This is a genomic window from Thermoproteus thermophilus (genome assembly GCF_055392855.1).
The window spans coordinates 748,797-762,537 of sequence record NZ_AP042466.1 but is presented as its reverse complement, the minus strand read 5'-3'; the positions used below and the strand labels follow the sequence as shown (position 1 = coordinate 762,537).

Below are 13,741 nucleotides of genomic sequence, written 5' to 3'. Positions count from 1 at the left end.
GTAAAAAAGCCGAGTGGAGAGAGGGCGTCTCGAAAGTAAGCAGTTCGCGGCGGTGCCCGTGTTGTCGCGTTGGCAGATAGAAGATCTGCTTCGCGGCGAGCCCAAGGTCTCCTTTGACTTGGAGATCAGCAGATCCGATGTCGCGTATTCCGGGCGCACGGCCCGGTTTAAATACGGCCCCGAGATCTACGAGATAGTCTTGGACGAGCTTCCCGAAATCTATAGGGATAGTTGCGAGGTCTACGCCTTTGTCGACGGCGCTTGGAGGGAGCTGTCGATAGCGATGTCCCGCTTCTACAAGTTGTGCGTGTTCGAGAGGGGTTGGGCGCCCACTTTGATGATAGACGGCATAACCATGCACAGAGTTTTGGAGGATCCGTTGGCCGTGACTAGGCGCAAGGTGCGGAGCGCGAGGGGGAGGGTGTTGGATTGTTGCACGGGCTTGGGATATACGGCTATAGAGGCCGTGAACAAGGGGGCTCGCCACGTGGTCACGGTGGAGGTCGACCCCAACGTGTTGGCGTTGGCGTCTTATAACCCCTACAGCAGAGGCCTCTTCAGCGAGAGAATAGACATCGTGATCGACGACATAACGCGCTTCGTCCAGTCGTTGAGGACTACGTCGTTTGACTACATCTTACACGATCCGCCTAGGCTCAGCTATGCGACGCAAGCGCTATATTCCGAGTCGCTGTATAGGGAATACGCCAGAGTCTTGAGAAGAGGAGGGGGCTTGTTTCATTATACCGGCGCTACGGGCTCCAAGTACAGAGGATTGTCTGTCGGGCGCGGCGTAGCGGAGAGGTTGAGGGCCTCCGGCTTTATCGTCAAGAGGGTCGAGAAGGGATTCGGCGTATATGCCGTGAGGCGCTAGGGCAAATAGGGCAGTCTGTTCAACACGACAGGGCCCGACGAGGAGACGTAGACCATGTTCTCTATGCGGACTCCGCCCACGCGGGGTATATACACGCCGGGCTCTATGGTTATCACCATGCCCTCCCTCAATACGTCCTCCGAGGTCGCGGACACTCTCGGAGGCTCGTGGACCTCTACGCCGACGCCGTGGCCTGTCGAGTGTATGAAGTAGTTGCCGTATCCGTACTCCTCGAGCGTCCTCCTCGCGGCGAGGTCCACCTCCTTAGCGGGGACCCCGGCCTTGACCGCCTTCTCGGCCGCCTTGACCGCCTCGTACACCGCATATACGGCGTCTTTGAGACGTTGAGGTATCTCGCCGATGGAGAAAGTCCTCGTCATATCGGCGCAGTAGAGCTTGTACTTGGCGCCTACGTCTACCACCACGACGTCGCCGTATGTTATACGCCTATCTCCGTAGGTATAGTGCGGCCAAGCGGAATGGGGGCCGGACCCCACTATGGGCTCAAACGCCACGCCGTCTGAGCCCAGCTGGATCATGAGCTTGTATATCTCGGACGCAACCTCGCGTTCGGTGCGGCCCTCCAAGCGGCCGAGCGACGGCAATGCCCCCTCGGTTATCTCCAAGGCTCTCCGCATCTTTTCGACCTCCTCCTCCGCCTTGACGGCTCTTACCTCCAGTATTTTGTTGGACACGTCCTCTCCGAGCTCCTTATTGTCCGAGGCGATACGGCCTCTGAGCGCTTCCTTGAGCTTCTCCGATAAGCTCTTGGCCACCACGAGCGCCTCGTCGGGACTCCTCGGCGGGATCTCCGCAGTGGCGAAGCCGATTACCTTATCGGCTTGGGCTACGGCGATGGCCCTCTTGTAATCCAAACGCGAGACGTAGAGCTCAGTCGCCCCGGTTTTTATATCAACGACGAGCGCTAAGCCGTCGGGAAAGCCAGCCGCGTAGGCCAGATTACCGGGCTTAGTCAACACGAGGTAGTCGTATTCCTTGAAGGCCTCAACGAGACGCCTCATGTACTTTTGATCGCGTTTATAGATATAGGCCTCTCGTAACGTCTAACTAACGAGAACCTTATCACGGAGACCACGTCGTCGAGGCCTATCTTGGGGTATATCGTCTTGAGCTCGGCAAGGGCTTCGTCTAAGTCCTTGAAGCCCTCCTCCTCCAACACGTCCTTGCCCAAGTCCTTCAGCCTCACGTATTCTATCTTGGTTATCACGGCCTCCCCGTACAACATGCCGCAACATGCTATATAGACCAGCTGGAAGCGAGGTCTCAAGATCCCCAGCCTTATCGTCACCCGTTTCCTCCCCTCCAGCACTTTTCCGAGGTACTTCTCCTTGAAGCTTATCGTGAGGCCCAAGCTGCCCCTCACAATAATGCGATAAAACCTTTATATTTATCGATACGCCGCGCGTTGTGTGTACGATATATAGAGACGGCGACGCGTTGATCTTCGAGGCGCCCGAGCTGGAGAGGGCCATCGCCTATCTATCCCTCAGAGGTCTGGCAGAACGCATCGAGGAGGGCGGAGGGCGCATTAGGGCCACTCCCTATATAGAGGGGGTCGAGGACTCCTTGAAATCTCTGTGCTCCGCCATGCCGAGCGACTTGAGGATAGATCTGCTAGAGGCCCTCCTCGGAGACGGCTGGATAGCCGACAGATCGCTCTCTAAAATGCGCAAGATAGTCACTCTGCGCGACCACGTGATGGTCTTGGAGTGCGATTGCGCGCGCGGCCTATTGAGGGTGTTCTCCACGGCGGATTGCGGCGACTTGTTGAGGCGGTACGGCGTGGAGGCCCGCTCGTTTAAGATAGGCGTTGAGGGGGAGGGGCGGATCAAGGGCTTGGTAGACGCGTTGATCTTGGCGGACTCGTTGGCTCAAGAGGCCGGCTCATGCTAGGCTATCTGCTCCTCTTGCTCGAGATCGCCGTATTGGCCCTATCGGCGTATGCGGGGCGTAGACGGATATTGAGGGCGTTGAGGGACTCGGCGCGCGGCGGCTTCGACGAGGCCTACGACGTGGACTCGCAAGTACTCCAATACCTCAGAGGCCGCGGCGGCGTGGCCTATCAAGGCGATATAGTGAGAGATCTGGAGCTGCCCAAGAGCACCGTCCATAAGGCCCTCAGAAGGCTGGCCGAGAGGGGCCTCGTCGAGATAAAGCGGCAGGGCAAGGCCAATATCGTGACCCTCAAGGAGGCGTCTCCCTCTTAGCCTTCGGCATAAACACGTCGAGGAATAACGAGGGCGACGACGCGATCAACTTGCCCATATAAGCCCAGTGTATGCCGCGCGCCTCCTCGAACACGTCCATGACTATACGCCTAAAGATATCGCTTTTAGGGGTTGAGGCCGCTACCTCTATCACGGCGCTGGATCTGCCCTTGTTCTCTATATATAGGGCCAATCCAGGGGCGTAGTATACCCCGTTCTTGCGCGCGAGTCCAGCCGCGAACTTCTCGGCATCAAGGAGGCCCGCGAGGGCCAAGGACGCGAGGCATCCGAACACGCAGCTCGAGATATAGCCTCTGACGTAGTTCTCGAAGGCCTTCTCGACCGGCTTATACTCGCCGACCTTCACGAATCCAGCGAATAGATCTATTTCGTGTAGGCGGCGTAGGGAGGCCTTGTTGTCCCTCACAACCACCCTATACCGCTTTAAGCTGAAGCCGTCCACCATATAGAACTCGAACACCTCGGAGCCGTCCAGCTTATAGGGACTAGCCGGTTTATCCGCGCGGCGAACTCCCATATAGGGCTCCACGACCAAGTAGCTCGGTTCCTCCCGACAGACTCGCCTGACGAGGGGCCCACCTCTGGCGTACTCGACGCAGAGATCCCTCTCGATTGGAAGTATGGGGAACACATCGGTTATTAAATAAGACGGCAACACTTATTCGAACTGTCCCCTTAATTTAATGCCTATAGTTACTTCAAAGGCCTCAACAGTTTGACCTCGCCGTATTTCCTCAACTCGTCGAGCAACAGAGGTAGAGGGTGTTCCTCGAGGGAGGAGAAACCAGCTATCTTGACATCCTCGACAAGCCTTATGAACCCTTTCCCCACCCTTATTGTGGCCTCCCTTGGCCCGAAAACCACCTTGAAGTCTATCTTGTTCTCAGCAAGCCTCTTCGCCAGCTCCCCGGCCATCTCGAGCTGTTTTTTCGTGGGCCCTCCGCGCGGCCTCCTCTTTTTGAGATCGGAGAGCTCCTCAGGGGGGATATCGCCCTTCACGACGCCTTTGACTTTATCCACGAGGGCGTGCTCGCCCTCATAGCCGCTGACCTCTAAACTCTCGCCGGCCTTAACCCTCTCGATTAACGCCGATATGGTGATCTTCTCCATGGTCTCCTTAAATCGGCTTTATTAAAAGCTCAAACCTTTTAAAAGGCCGGATGAATGGTGCTGTGGCTATCGACTTGGACTACCTCTTGGTGTGCCCCTCTTGCGGAAGGCCTATGAGCGAGGACAACAAGATTATGCGCGTGGAGCACTTGACTGGGAATAGGATTCTGGAAAGGCTATTGGTATGCCCTCATTGTAAGGTCAAGATACGCGAGGTGATCTACTTGTCGAGATGAGCAGGGCCCGCACGCTGAAGGAGATAGAGGAGAGGAGAACGCAGTACGGCAAGTACATATGGAGCGCCGTGCTTCTGTCCATGATAGCGCCGATAGCGGGCATCGCCGTATATATAACACTGGGGCTTCCCAGCTATTTCCTGGCGGATCAGGTGCTAAACGGAATGCTCATATCGTCGTTCATACTGTCCATAATCTCGGCCATAGCTGGATACCTCTCAAAGTCCGGGGTCTTCCGGGGCGAGTACGGCTCCGCCGTTAAGTTGCTCATAGCCGCGATAGCGCTTTCGGTAATCTCGATAGCGTTTGCGGCCTCGGCCTTCACGCCCTTAGCCGATAGAGTAGTAGAGAACATGTGCGAAGCGAGCGTAGTCGCTACGTCGGCTCTCCCCTCTTGTATAAACAGCCTCAAGCTCAGTATGTACATCGCTTTCGGGGCATACGAGCTCATGGTCATAGGCGCCGTTGTTGCGTACTTATTAGCGAGGAGGACTTTGGGGCTTTTGTTGGCGTACTACGCGCCGCGTCGGGCTAGGAGAGGTTGAAATACCTAGAGGGGTCCATCGTGCCTTCTATCAACGATAGGCTGATCACCGAGGCCAATAGATTAGATAAGGGAGCCTCTAGGCCTTTGCACTTGAACTCCGCGCAGAACCACTTGAACTCCTCATAGAAATCGTCCGCGAACACGTACGGCGTCCTCGCCAATTTAGCCACTACGTCCCGCCGCAATATCGTGGATACCCACGCGGGGAACGCCTTCTGCGGCCCGACTCTCTCTAAGGCCTTGACTAAGCCCATTAACAGCTTCATGAACGTTATCGCTATGTCGACTCTGCCGTACTTCTCGACCTTGCCTACTACTCTTTTCGAAACATCGATGAACACATCGAGCCGGGGCTCAAGCGATTTGATGAACCTCAACCCCTCCAGGGCCACATCACACTTGGCCCTTTCGGGACAAGCGTTGCACGCATCGCCCAGCGCCTTGCGCGCGCACTCCACGCACGTGTTTGTCAATCTACATATGTCTAATCCAGGCATCGTGAATCCGCAAGAGGGGCAGGAAGTGATCCCGCTCGACGCGCTCAACCTCACTTAACTAACGACGTCTATCCTTATATAAACTGAAATGCGAACCCCCGTGGAGGTCGTCGTGGTCGCCGAATCGCCGATTCCGGACGAGCCAACCCGCGACGTCATTTTAGAGTTGAGGAAAAAGGGTTTGAGGCATCGGTATATCCCAATACAGAGGCTCTCGGTTAGGCTCGGCCAAGACGGCGTCTTCGTGGAGACGCGAAGGGGTCCGTTAAGGCCCGACGTAGTGGTGATAAGAGGCATAGGCTTTCTCCTAGACGCCAATACCTTGATCAAGCGCGTTTCGACGCTCGAAATCTTAGAGGAAGAGGGCGCCACGGCGATAAACCCAATCCGCGGCTTGATGACGTCCCGGGATAAGTTGAAGAGTCTATACGTATTGAAAAAGGCCAAGATACCGGTGCCGATTACCGTCGCCACCGAGGATCTATTCTACGCGTACAACGCAGCGAAGGTCCTCGAGACCATCGTCGTGAAGCCGATACAAGGCAGCAGGGGGTTCGGCGCTATGCTCTTCTCGGACCCCGACCTCGCGTTCCAAGTCATGAGGACCCTCTTGATATCCCATAACCCCCTCTACGTGCAGAAATACGTCGAGAAGCCCAACAGGGATATCCGCGTGATAGTAGTCGACGGCAAGGCCATTGGATGTATGTATAGGATCTCGAATACGTGGAAGACCAATATAGCTCAAGGAGCTAGAGCCGAGCCGTGTTCGCTAAACTCGGAGCTGGAGGAGATAGCCGTGAGGGCCACCGAGGCGCTCAGCTTGGTCTATTCGGGCGTAGATATAGGCGAGGGCAAGGACGGCTACGTCGTCTTCGAGGTGAACGCGTCGCCCGATTGGCGCGGGTTCAAGTCCAGCACAAGTATAAACCCGGCGCAATATATAGTGGAGTACATAGAAAGGCTCAAGAAATGACCAAGTGGTTGCTCCGTTGTACAGTCTGTGGCAACGAGCGCGTTCTAGACGTCGGGTTTAACCTCACGGTGTTTGGGGGAAGGCTCTATATATATTGCAGGAAGTGTAGAGCCAATAGGGAGCACCAGATCTTGGGCTACTACGACGAGGACGGACGTCTAGCGCCTCCCAGCGAGTTCTCCGGCGTCGATATAGCGGACTAGCAGACGAGCCTTAGTTGCAAGAGGAGCGTGTTCAACATCTGCTCTATAGACAACACGCTGGTCTTAAGGGCAGTCAACCCCATCAAGGCCTCCTCCTCGTTTTTATCCAACTTGTCGAGAAGCCTCTTGGCCTCCAAGGCCTCCCTCTTCCTTTCTACGTCGTTGAGGAGCCTCTTCAAGTCATCGTTTATTTTTATGAAGCTCCTCTCGGCCTCAGCGCAAGAGGCGACGAGCCTCTTCTCCTTCTCGGAGATCCTCCTCTTGGACTCCTCGTATATCTGCATACTTATAGTGCCCTTTATGAGGGCCTCCTCGAGCTTGCGATATGCCTCCTCTATGCTCTCCCTTTCCTTGCCCAAGTTCTCCACTATGGAGTTCAATTCCCTCATCTTTATTTCGAAGAACTTGGGCACCGCCGAGACGTCCAGGTCCACGCTCTCCTTGCTTATTTTCACCCTCACATCGCTGGTGTCCAGCCTGTATAGCCCAGCGCCATCCCTTATGTAGATAGCGACTAGCTTATGTCTACGCACGTCGAATTCGCCCTTTTCGGCGGTGCCCAACAACAACACGCCTCCAATGTACACGGGCTTCCCCCCCACTCTGGGCAGATCCCTCTGCTTCTGTTGAGAGAACAAACGCCAGATCACCACATGACGATATTGCGCGTCGATAAAAAGGGTAGTAGTTAAGCCGATGTATTCTCACATAACGTCATAAAATCAAGTCCAGACGGCTTTTAGTGGATCAAACAAGGCTCAACGAGATAGCCGAGAGGATTCGGAAATGCGCTAAGTGTAGACTTCACACAACGCGGCACCTCGCCGTACCAGGAGAGGGGAGGGCCGAGAAGGGCATCATGATCGTGGGGGAGGCGCCTGGGGAGAAGGAGGATCTGGAGGGGAGGCCCTTCGTGGGGCCGGCGGGGAAGCTCTTGACCCAAATATTGACGAAAAGCGGAATTGATAGACTCCGTGACGTCTTCATAACGAACGTAGTTAAATGCAGGCCCCCGGGCAATAGAGAGCCGCTCGACGACGAGATAACGGCTTGTCTCCCGTACTTAATCGACCAGATAAACGCTGTGAGGCCTAGACTGATAATAGCGCTGGGCGCCCACAGCGCCAGGACCTTGTTGGGCCTCACGGGGCGTGAGGTCTCTAAGGTCTCCGAGGTCAGGGGGAGGTGCTTCAAGGCCAAGCTGGGCGACCTCGATGCGACCATCTGTGTGACGTATCACCCAGCCGCTGCTCTGTACAACCCTAAACTGATGGCTGCGCTCGAGGAGGACATCTCAAGATTTATTGGCCGCACAGGAGGGAATCTCTTGAGATATCTATGACCTCGACGTGATGAGTTATCCCCGGCTGGATCCGTGAAGAGCGCTCGATTGTCTGAAAATTTTTTAGGAACTCTTGGACCCCGTGGATCTGCTCTGCGTTGAGAGGCTTAACTGCACGGCGGCCGATCACAGAGCCGAGGCCGAGGAGGCGAATAGGCGTTATCCCCTCGATTTGTTGAAGGAGAAGATAGTGGACTTATCCAGCGACGTCATGAGCGCCCTGGGCCGATTGAGGAACAACGCCGTGAAGAACCGCGTATATGCCTTCCTCTCGGGGAGCTTGGTAGTCCAATGCGAAGACGGCGGCGGGATCTGCCAAGCCCTCTCCTATATGGCCAGGGCCGGAATCGCCGAGAACTTAGGCGGGCTCTTCTACGTCCCCTATACTGCCCTAAGCGATCAGCTACTGGAATACTTGCCCGTAGAGGAAGAGCCCTCGCCCATTAGGGGACCTTACGTGGCGAGCATCTCGGGGTTAGGGGGCGGCGAGATCGTCGAGACCTTATCGGCGTATTTGAACGAGGCGGAATTCTTTCTTGGCGGCTCAATTGAGAAAATCATGTATAAAATTTCATTTATTCCACAATTAATAAATAAATATAATACAAAAATAGATATATTGGTTAAATATAAGAATAAATATATATTAGGAATAAAGTATATGGATATACGGAGGACTGTGCACATGGGCTTTTCCGCCATCGACGACTATCTCAAATACGGTCTCGACTACGCAGTTCTGTTGCATCCATACGTGGACCACAAGACGCACCGCCACGTAGCTAATAGGATAAACGAGCTCGATATATCTACATCAGGATATGTTGTACTCGACACTTTAAATGAAATATTATACATATATAAATTTCCAAAATATAATATATATTTAAGTAAATATATATCGACACATTCACAAGCCATGGCTATACGTTCATATATAGAGAGCTTATGAGGCGGACATTTGAAGAGGCTTATAATAGTATATTCAGCGAAGCCCCGAATATATTTTCATATATATTATTTCTTATAATACTTATATCAAGCTTTATAAAAAATACTAAAATTTATCTTATAGAATTTATTATATTTTGTTTATTCTTCTTTATAGTAGGGAGAAGGCTTTGGTCTAAGCTGGGAGTATTCAAGGTGACCTCCTTCTCGGTGGGCATCGGCGCTTTGTTCGACCTAATCGCCGGCAAGCCGCCGTTGCACTACTTGGTCCTCTCCTCGTTGGCAACGTCCTCTATGGCCATGGCGTTGAGGTGCAACAGTAAGTTGTACCTATTGCCCATCGCGGCCACCCCGCTGTTTTACCTTTACGCGCACGATTACGCGCTCGCCGCCGCCAGCGCGGTGCTCGCGATCTCGACGCCGCCAGTGAGGAGATACCTGGCGGAGAGGGTCCACAGAGGCGACGCCCTCTGTATGTTAAGCAGCTTTCTGTACTCCTCGGTGTCGGCCGAGGGCATGTTCGACTACGCCTTTAAGCCCCTAGGGGTCGAGGAGAAGGGCAAAGTGCGCCTCTACTTGATAGAAAACGGCGGAAGGTTCCTGTTCGTCGTGTCGGACTTCCACCCAGGCCCGTTCAGAAACGTAGGAGGGGGCATCTTGGTAGAGAAACTAGTGACTAGAGGGCTGAGGGGCGGCTACGACGTTGTTTTCCTACACGGCGTGGGCGGCCACGAGAGGGACCCTGTCTCGTCGGAGGACGTCGAGAGGATAGTCGACGAGGTGTTCAGAGCAGCGTCGTCGCTCAGCACGAAGGACGTCGACGAAGGTGTAATCCACGGGAAGCTCGAGGTCGGCGACGTTAGGGTCGTCGCATATTCGTTAGGCGTGGGACCTCCGTTGGCCATAGTGTCGAGGATAAACTCGGCGGCAGACGACATCCCTCTAGACGTCGCGAGGCGGATAGACGACAAGGGCCTAGTGTTGGTCGACGCGCAGAATAAATTCGACGGTACGTTGCGCTGGACTGAGGAGGATGTGGCCTCCCTCCAGAGGGCCCTAGAAGCGTTGTCGAAGCTCGAACGTTGTAAGGGTTTCAGAATAGGTGTAGGGAAGGCCGATGCCTCCTTTGTGGATCCCTTAAGGCTGGAGCTGGGCGCGGGCGGGATAGCAGCTGTGGTGGCTCAGTGCGGGAACCGCAAGGCCCTCCTCTTGGTGTTTGACGGGAACAACATGGATGCTGCTTTTTACAAGAAGCTGGTCGAAAAGTTCAAAGGCGCCTATGACCTAGTCGAGGCGATAACGACGGACACACACGCATCCACTGGCATGGGCGTCGGGAACGGCGGATATAGGACCGTAGGCTCCGGGATAAGGCACGAGGAGTTGCTCAAGCTCGCGGAGAGGGCCGTGGCCGTTGCTGAGCGCTCGCTCGGCACCCCTAAGCGCGGCGCTTACGGGGAGATCGAGATAGCCGTCAAGGTGTTCGGCCCCAACTTCGCCCAAATACGCAGCGTCGTGGAGAGTTATAAGAAGTTGGGAATCTTGATGTTGGCCTATCTCGTCCTCGTGCCGTTGTTGTTGGCAACGCTGTTGTGAGCTCGGCGAGGACATAACTTTATTAATATCGGACGGTACAGTATACATGTCGGACGTACCGGCCTCAGAGCCTATAATGGACTACCTCGAGAGCATGATGGAGCGCTTGGAGCAGTGGGTGAAGGAGCAACAACGTATAGTCAACGACCTCGAAGCGCACGGCAAAGTCATGGAGACCGCGGACAGATTGACGCTTCTCTATTCGGCGCAAGCTATGTTGGGCTACATAGGGCGCGTGTTAAAGGACTTCGAGTCCTGGCTCAATAACCCGCTTGTCACAGCGATAATGCCGCTGGACATGTTGAGGAGGCTGGAGAACATGTTGCGCGAAGTAGCGGTTAAGTTCATCCAGGTAGACATAGACCACACCACGGAATACCGTGATCTGCTCGCCAAGTATGCCAAGGAGGGCAAAGTGCCCGAGGTCATAACGCTATATATAATGCAGAGGGGAGCACAAGGCCAAGGAGAGGGAGGAGGTAGAAGGAGGGGAGGTCAAGAGACGCCTAGGTTCTTCTGACCTGCACGTCAATTCTGATTTTATAGACGTGGGGGGCGTAATCCCTCACCACCTTCCTATTCAACACTAGGCACTTAGGGCACAGCACAGCTATGAGGCCCTCGGCCTCGCCGAACGGGTCTTTCTCGGGCCCTGTGTGGTAGAAGTGGATAAGGCCGCCGTCCTCCACGCATCTAAGCGCGGCGTTGAGGTACTCATGGGCGCCTAGCGGGAGCGTCATGAGCACTCTGTCGGCCTTGGCCGCGAACGCCTCGCAGAAGTCCGCGACATCCGCCCTAACGGGTATTACGACGTTTAGTTTGTTCAATTTCACGTTCTCGACCATGTACTTGAACCCCCAAGGGTTCAACTCCACTGAGTATATCCAACGCACCCTTCTGCGTTTAGCTATCGCGACGGCGTAGGGCCCAACGCCGGCGAAGAGGTACAACACGCGCTCTCCATCCCTTACAGCCTCCGCTATCTCGGCCCTATCGGTCTGATCGCGCGGGGAGAAGTAGACCTTGGTGGGATCCACCTTTATTAGATACCCGCGCTCCTTGTGCACGACCTCGGTGGGCCCCTCTATCAACACCTCGTAGTCATAAAGCCTATAGGGGCCGGACCTGCCCCCCTTGCGTCTAATCACGGCACCTATGTTCCTGTTCAACTGCTTTACGGCTTTTGCTATTTCGCCCTTGTAGGGCTCCAGCTCGTCCGGGATCTCTATCATGGCGACGGCGCCTTGCCGCGAGCCCACTATGTCGAAAGAAGACGGCACTAACGGCAGTAGGTCGTCGGGGACGATGCCCTTCAAGAGCCTCCTCAAAGCCACGTCTCAAGAGAGCCGGTATATATTGTCAGTCCCTGACCCCGGCCTCATCTATCGGAGCCAGCAGGTTCTCCATTCGACAAAACCGCCTAGCCGGTTTAAAAACATTCGCTGTCCGCAGTTACAATAAGTTTAAATTCACTAGGCGCACTTTTTCAATGTGCCAAGGCCGAGGAAGAAGGAGGAGACCGGAGCGGCTGAGGTCGAAGTGGTCGAGCAGCCTGCGGCCAAACAGGCCGAGATGGACGTAGAGGAGCTGGAGGGGGTGGGCAAGGTGACTGGCCAGAAGCTTAAAGAGAAAGGCTATTACACCGTGAGGGATTTGGCCTTTGCATCGGTCAAGGAAATAGCGGATATAATAGGCAATGAGGAGAGGGCTGTCCAGATAATAGAAGCGGCCAGGAGCATATTAGGCCTCTCCAGCTTCATCTCGGCGTTGGAGGTCTACAAGAAGCGCGTCAACATAAAGCGTATATCCACCGGCGTGAGATCCCTCGACGAGCTGCTAAACGGCGGCGTAGAGACTGGCGCTGTGACCGAAGTAGCCGGCGAGTTCGGCGCCGGCAAGACCCAGTTCTGCCATCAACTAGCTGTGATGGTGCAGTTGCCCGAGGAGAGGGGCGGGCTCAGCGCTAAGGCCATCTATATAGATACCGAGAACACGTTCCGCCCAGAGCGCATAGCACAAATCGCTAAGGCCAGAGGCCTCGACCCGGACCAAGCGCTTAAGAACATATACTACGCGAGGGCCTACTCGTCGGATCACCAGATTATATTAGTCGAACAAGCGAGGCGCATCGTCAAGCAGGAGAACGTGAAGCTGCTCGTGGTCGACTCAATAGTAGCCCACTTCAGGGCCGAGTTCCCCGGCAGGGAGAACTTGGCGGAGAGGCAACAGAAGCTCAATAAACACATAGCCGATTTGCTGAAACTCGCCGACGCCTACGAAGTGGCCGTCGTGGTGACTAACCAAGTCATGGCCCAGCCGGACGTGTTCTTCGGCAACCCGCTAAGGCCGGCGGGTGGCAACGTGTTGGCCCACGGGGCTACTTACCGTATATGGTTGAGAAAGTCCAAGGAGAATATAAGAATAGCGAAGATATTCGATTCGCCGTATCACCCCGAGCGCGAGGCTACGTTTAAGATAACCGAGGAAGGCCTTACTGATTAAGCAAAAAGTAAATAATTATATATATATTCAAATCTAAAGTTATTAATAACAAAATTTCTAAACTTAGTGTATAGATCGTAGATGACCGACCTCTTGGCGCGCAGATAGAGCTCCTCCGCTAAGGAGCTGAAGCCCGCAACTGCGATGCTCACAGTGGCGTCTAGGCCGAGGGTGTACACGAGAGATCTCCTCGAGTCGTCCAGTTCAACAGGTATATCCTGGGGATTGAAAGATCCGGCCAACAACTGGACGTCCTTACGCGCTATATATAGGTCTATCATACGCCTATATAACGCGAGGGACAAGAGCTCCGCCAGCTCGCCCGTTATGTGCTCGGGGCGGGCCCACACCGAGATTGCGTCGACGTCCACGAGGGCTCTTATAGCCGCCAACTCGCGCCAGACCGAGAGCTTATCGGGCTCTGCTATCAACAACACGAATCGGCCGTCTCCCTCGAGAGCCCTCGCCTTCTCTACATCAACGCCGAATAGCTCCTTGGCGCTCTTCCTATCCACAAACGCCAACGTGAACTGGACGGGGGGCTCGCCGAAGTCCTCTATCAAGGCCAAGACCTCCTCTACCTCTCGCTCGTCGACCGGCCTGAACTCGAGCACGTCCACCACCGCAAAACGGCGATAATGCTTTAAATTATCACATC

20 protein-coding genes are annotated in these 13,741 nt (G+C 54.7%); 12 read left to right on the top strand and 8 right to left on the bottom strand.

The genetic code is table 11. The features are described from left to right. Positions 1-13 precede the first annotated feature (13 nt). Positions 14-874 carry a class I SAM-dependent methyltransferase gene (locus ACZ5PA_RS04550; RefSeq protein ID WP_464931089.1) on the top strand — a complete coding sequence of 287 codons (861 nt, stop codon included), beginning with the start codon at positions 14-16 and terminating at the stop codon, positions 872-874. Here ACZ5PA_RS04550 and ACZ5PA_RS04545 read toward each other — a convergent pair. Then, the gene (locus ACZ5PA_RS04545) at positions 871-1,896 is read right to left on the bottom strand and encodes a M24 family metallopeptidase (RefSeq protein ID WP_464931088.1); all 1,026 of its coding nucleotides are present in this window, start codon (positions 1,894-1,896) and stop codon (positions 871-873) included. The genes ACZ5PA_RS04550 and ACZ5PA_RS04545 overlap by 4 nt on opposite strands. Next, complete coding sequence (locus ACZ5PA_RS04540) at positions 1,893-2,258, bottom strand: ASCH domain-containing protein (protein WP_464931087.1); 366 nt, start codon at positions 2,256-2,258, stop codon at positions 1,893-1,895. The genes ACZ5PA_RS04545 and ACZ5PA_RS04540 overlap by 4 nt, the downstream gene beginning before the upstream one ends. A gap of 44 nt (positions 2,259-2,302) precedes the next feature. On the opposite strand from ACZ5PA_RS04540, the gene ACZ5PA_RS04535 reads away from it, so the two are divergent. Continuing rightward, positions 2,303-2,788: a hypothetical protein gene (locus ACZ5PA_RS04535; protein WP_464931086.1), complete on the top strand. Its 486-nt coding sequence runs from the start codon at positions 2,303-2,305 to the stop codon at positions 2,786-2,788. Then, positions 2,782-3,102, top strand: coding sequence for a helix-turn-helix transcriptional regulator (locus ACZ5PA_RS04530; RefSeq protein WP_464931085.1), 321 nt, complete (start codon positions 2,782-2,784; stop codon positions 3,100-3,102). The genes ACZ5PA_RS04535 and ACZ5PA_RS04530 overlap by 7 nt, the downstream gene beginning before the upstream one ends. Here ACZ5PA_RS04530 and ACZ5PA_RS04525 read toward each other — a convergent pair. Then, a complete protein-coding gene (locus tag ACZ5PA_RS04525; RefSeq protein ID WP_464931084.1) occupies positions 3,080-3,781 on the bottom strand; it encodes a hypothetical protein in 702 nt (233 codons plus the stop codon). The genes ACZ5PA_RS04530 and ACZ5PA_RS04525 overlap by 23 nt on opposite strands. A 35-nt stretch (positions 3,782-3,816) precedes the next feature. Further along, positions 3,817-4,233, bottom strand: a complete 417-nt coding sequence (locus ACZ5PA_RS04520) for a hypothetical protein (protein WP_464931083.1) — start codon at positions 4,231-4,233, stop codon at positions 3,817-3,819. A gap of 62 nt (positions 4,234-4,295) precedes the next feature. On the opposite strand from ACZ5PA_RS04520, the gene ACZ5PA_RS04515 reads away from it, so the two are divergent. Further along, positions 4,296-4,469 carry a hypothetical protein gene (locus ACZ5PA_RS04515; RefSeq protein ID WP_464931082.1) on the top strand — a complete coding sequence of 58 codons (174 nt, stop codon included), beginning with the start codon at positions 4,296-4,298 and terminating at the stop codon, positions 4,467-4,469. Next, positions 4,466-5,014 (top strand): hypothetical protein, encoded by a 549-nt coding sequence (locus ACZ5PA_RS04510; RefSeq protein WP_464931081.1) that lies wholly within the window; start codon positions 4,466-4,468, stop codon positions 5,012-5,014. Before ACZ5PA_RS04515 ends, ACZ5PA_RS04510 begins: the two co-directional genes overlap by 4 nt. Here the strand turns inward: ACZ5PA_RS04510 and ACZ5PA_RS04505 are convergent. Beyond that, positions 5,001-5,567, bottom strand: a complete 567-nt coding sequence (locus tag ACZ5PA_RS04505; RefSeq protein ID WP_464931080.1) for a hypothetical protein — start codon at positions 5,565-5,567, stop codon at positions 5,001-5,003. The genes ACZ5PA_RS04510 and ACZ5PA_RS04505 overlap by 14 nt on opposite strands. Before the next feature lie 46 nt (positions 5,568-5,613). Between ACZ5PA_RS04505 and ACZ5PA_RS04500 the strand changes: the two genes are divergently transcribed. Continuing rightward, a complete protein-coding gene (locus ACZ5PA_RS04500) occupies positions 5,614-6,489 on the top strand; it encodes a RimK family alpha-L-glutamate ligase (protein ID WP_464931079.1) in 876 nt (291 codons plus the stop codon). After that, a complete protein-coding gene (locus ACZ5PA_RS04495; RefSeq protein ID WP_464931078.1) occupies positions 6,486-6,692 on the top strand; it encodes a hypothetical protein in 207 nt (68 codons plus the stop codon). Before ACZ5PA_RS04500 ends, ACZ5PA_RS04495 begins: the two co-directional genes overlap by 4 nt. Here ACZ5PA_RS04495 and ACZ5PA_RS04490 read toward each other — a convergent pair. After that, a complete protein-coding gene (locus ACZ5PA_RS04490) occupies positions 6,689-7,345 on the bottom strand; it encodes a hypothetical protein (RefSeq protein ID WP_464931077.1) in 657 nt (218 codons plus the stop codon). The two genes, ACZ5PA_RS04495 and ACZ5PA_RS04490, sit on opposite strands and share 4 nt — an antisense overlap. Before the next feature lie 89 nt (positions 7,346-7,434). Here ACZ5PA_RS04490 and udg point away from each other — a divergent pair, with 89 nt between their 5' ends. From udg to ACZ5PA_RS04470, 4 genes are all read left to right on the top strand, one after another. Beyond that, positions 7,435-8,034 (top strand): type-4 uracil-DNA glycosylase, encoded by a 600-nt coding sequence (gene udg, locus ACZ5PA_RS04485; RefSeq protein WP_464931076.1) that lies wholly within the window; start codon positions 7,435-7,437, stop codon positions 8,032-8,034. Between the two features lie 82 nt (positions 8,035-8,116). Beyond that, a complete protein-coding gene (locus tag ACZ5PA_RS04480; RefSeq protein WP_464931075.1) occupies positions 8,117-8,986 on the top strand; it encodes a hypothetical protein in 870 nt (289 codons plus the stop codon). Further along, positions 8,983-10,581 (top strand): DUF2070 family protein, encoded by a 1,599-nt coding sequence (locus tag ACZ5PA_RS04475; RefSeq protein ID WP_464931074.1) that lies wholly within the window; start codon positions 8,983-8,985, stop codon positions 10,579-10,581. Before ACZ5PA_RS04480 ends, ACZ5PA_RS04475 begins: the two co-directional genes overlap by 4 nt. A 46-nt stretch (positions 10,582-10,627) precedes the next feature. Next, positions 10,628-11,101 carry a DUF2153 family protein gene (locus ACZ5PA_RS04470; RefSeq protein ID WP_464931073.1) on the top strand — a complete coding sequence of 158 codons (474 nt, stop codon included), beginning with the start codon at positions 10,628-10,630 and terminating at the stop codon, positions 11,099-11,101. Here the strand turns inward: ACZ5PA_RS04470 and ACZ5PA_RS04465 are convergent. Then, positions 11,088-11,915, bottom strand: a complete 828-nt coding sequence (locus ACZ5PA_RS04465) for a class I SAM-dependent methyltransferase (RefSeq protein ID WP_464931072.1) — start codon at positions 11,913-11,915, stop codon at positions 11,088-11,090. The genes ACZ5PA_RS04470 and ACZ5PA_RS04465 overlap by 14 nt on opposite strands. A gap of 205 nt (positions 11,916-12,120) precedes the next feature. Between ACZ5PA_RS04465 and radA the strand changes: the two genes are divergently transcribed. Continuing rightward, complete coding sequence (gene radA, locus ACZ5PA_RS04460; protein ID WP_464931220.1) at positions 12,121-13,083, top strand: DNA repair and recombination protein RadA; 963 nt, start codon at positions 12,121-12,123, stop codon at positions 13,081-13,083. Here radA and ACZ5PA_RS04455 read toward each other — a convergent pair. Beyond that, positions 13,080-13,703 (bottom strand): hypothetical protein, encoded by a 624-nt coding sequence (locus ACZ5PA_RS04455; protein WP_464931071.1) that lies wholly within the window; start codon positions 13,701-13,703, stop codon positions 13,080-13,082. The genes radA and ACZ5PA_RS04455 overlap by 4 nt on opposite strands. Positions 13,704-13,741: the final 38 nt, after the last annotated feature.

What these genes read in the sequence shown, in the direction of transcription:
- ACZ5PA_RS04510 (WP_464931081.1), top strand. Translation starts at nt 4,466, where the DNA reads ATGAGCAGGGCCCGCACGCTGAAGGAGATAGAGGAGAGGAGAACGCAG.
- ACZ5PA_RS04530 (WP_464931085.1), top strand. Translation starts at nt 2,782, where the DNA reads ATGCTAGGCTATCTGCTCCTCTTGCTCGAGATCGCCGTATTGGCCCTA.
- ACZ5PA_RS04495 (WP_464931078.1), top strand. Translation starts at nt 6,486, where the DNA reads ATGACCAAGTGGTTGCTCCGTTGTACAGTCTGTGGCAACGAGCGCGTT.
- ACZ5PA_RS04475 (WP_464931074.1), top strand. Translation starts at nt 8,983, where the DNA reads ATGAGGCGGACATTTGAAGAGGCTTATAATAGTATATTCAGCGAAGCC.
- ACZ5PA_RS04470 (WP_464931073.1), top strand. Translation starts at nt 10,628, where the DNA reads ATGTCGGACGTACCGGCCTCAGAGCCTATAATGGACTACCTCGAGAGC.
- ACZ5PA_RS04545 (WP_464931088.1), bottom strand. Translation starts at nt 1,896, where the DNA reads ATGAGGCGTCTCGTTGAGGCCTTCAAGGAATACGACTACCTCGTGTTG.
- ACZ5PA_RS04520 (WP_464931083.1), bottom strand. Translation starts at nt 4,233, where the DNA reads ATGGAGAAGATCACCATATCGGCGTTAATCGAGAGGGTTAAGGCCGGC.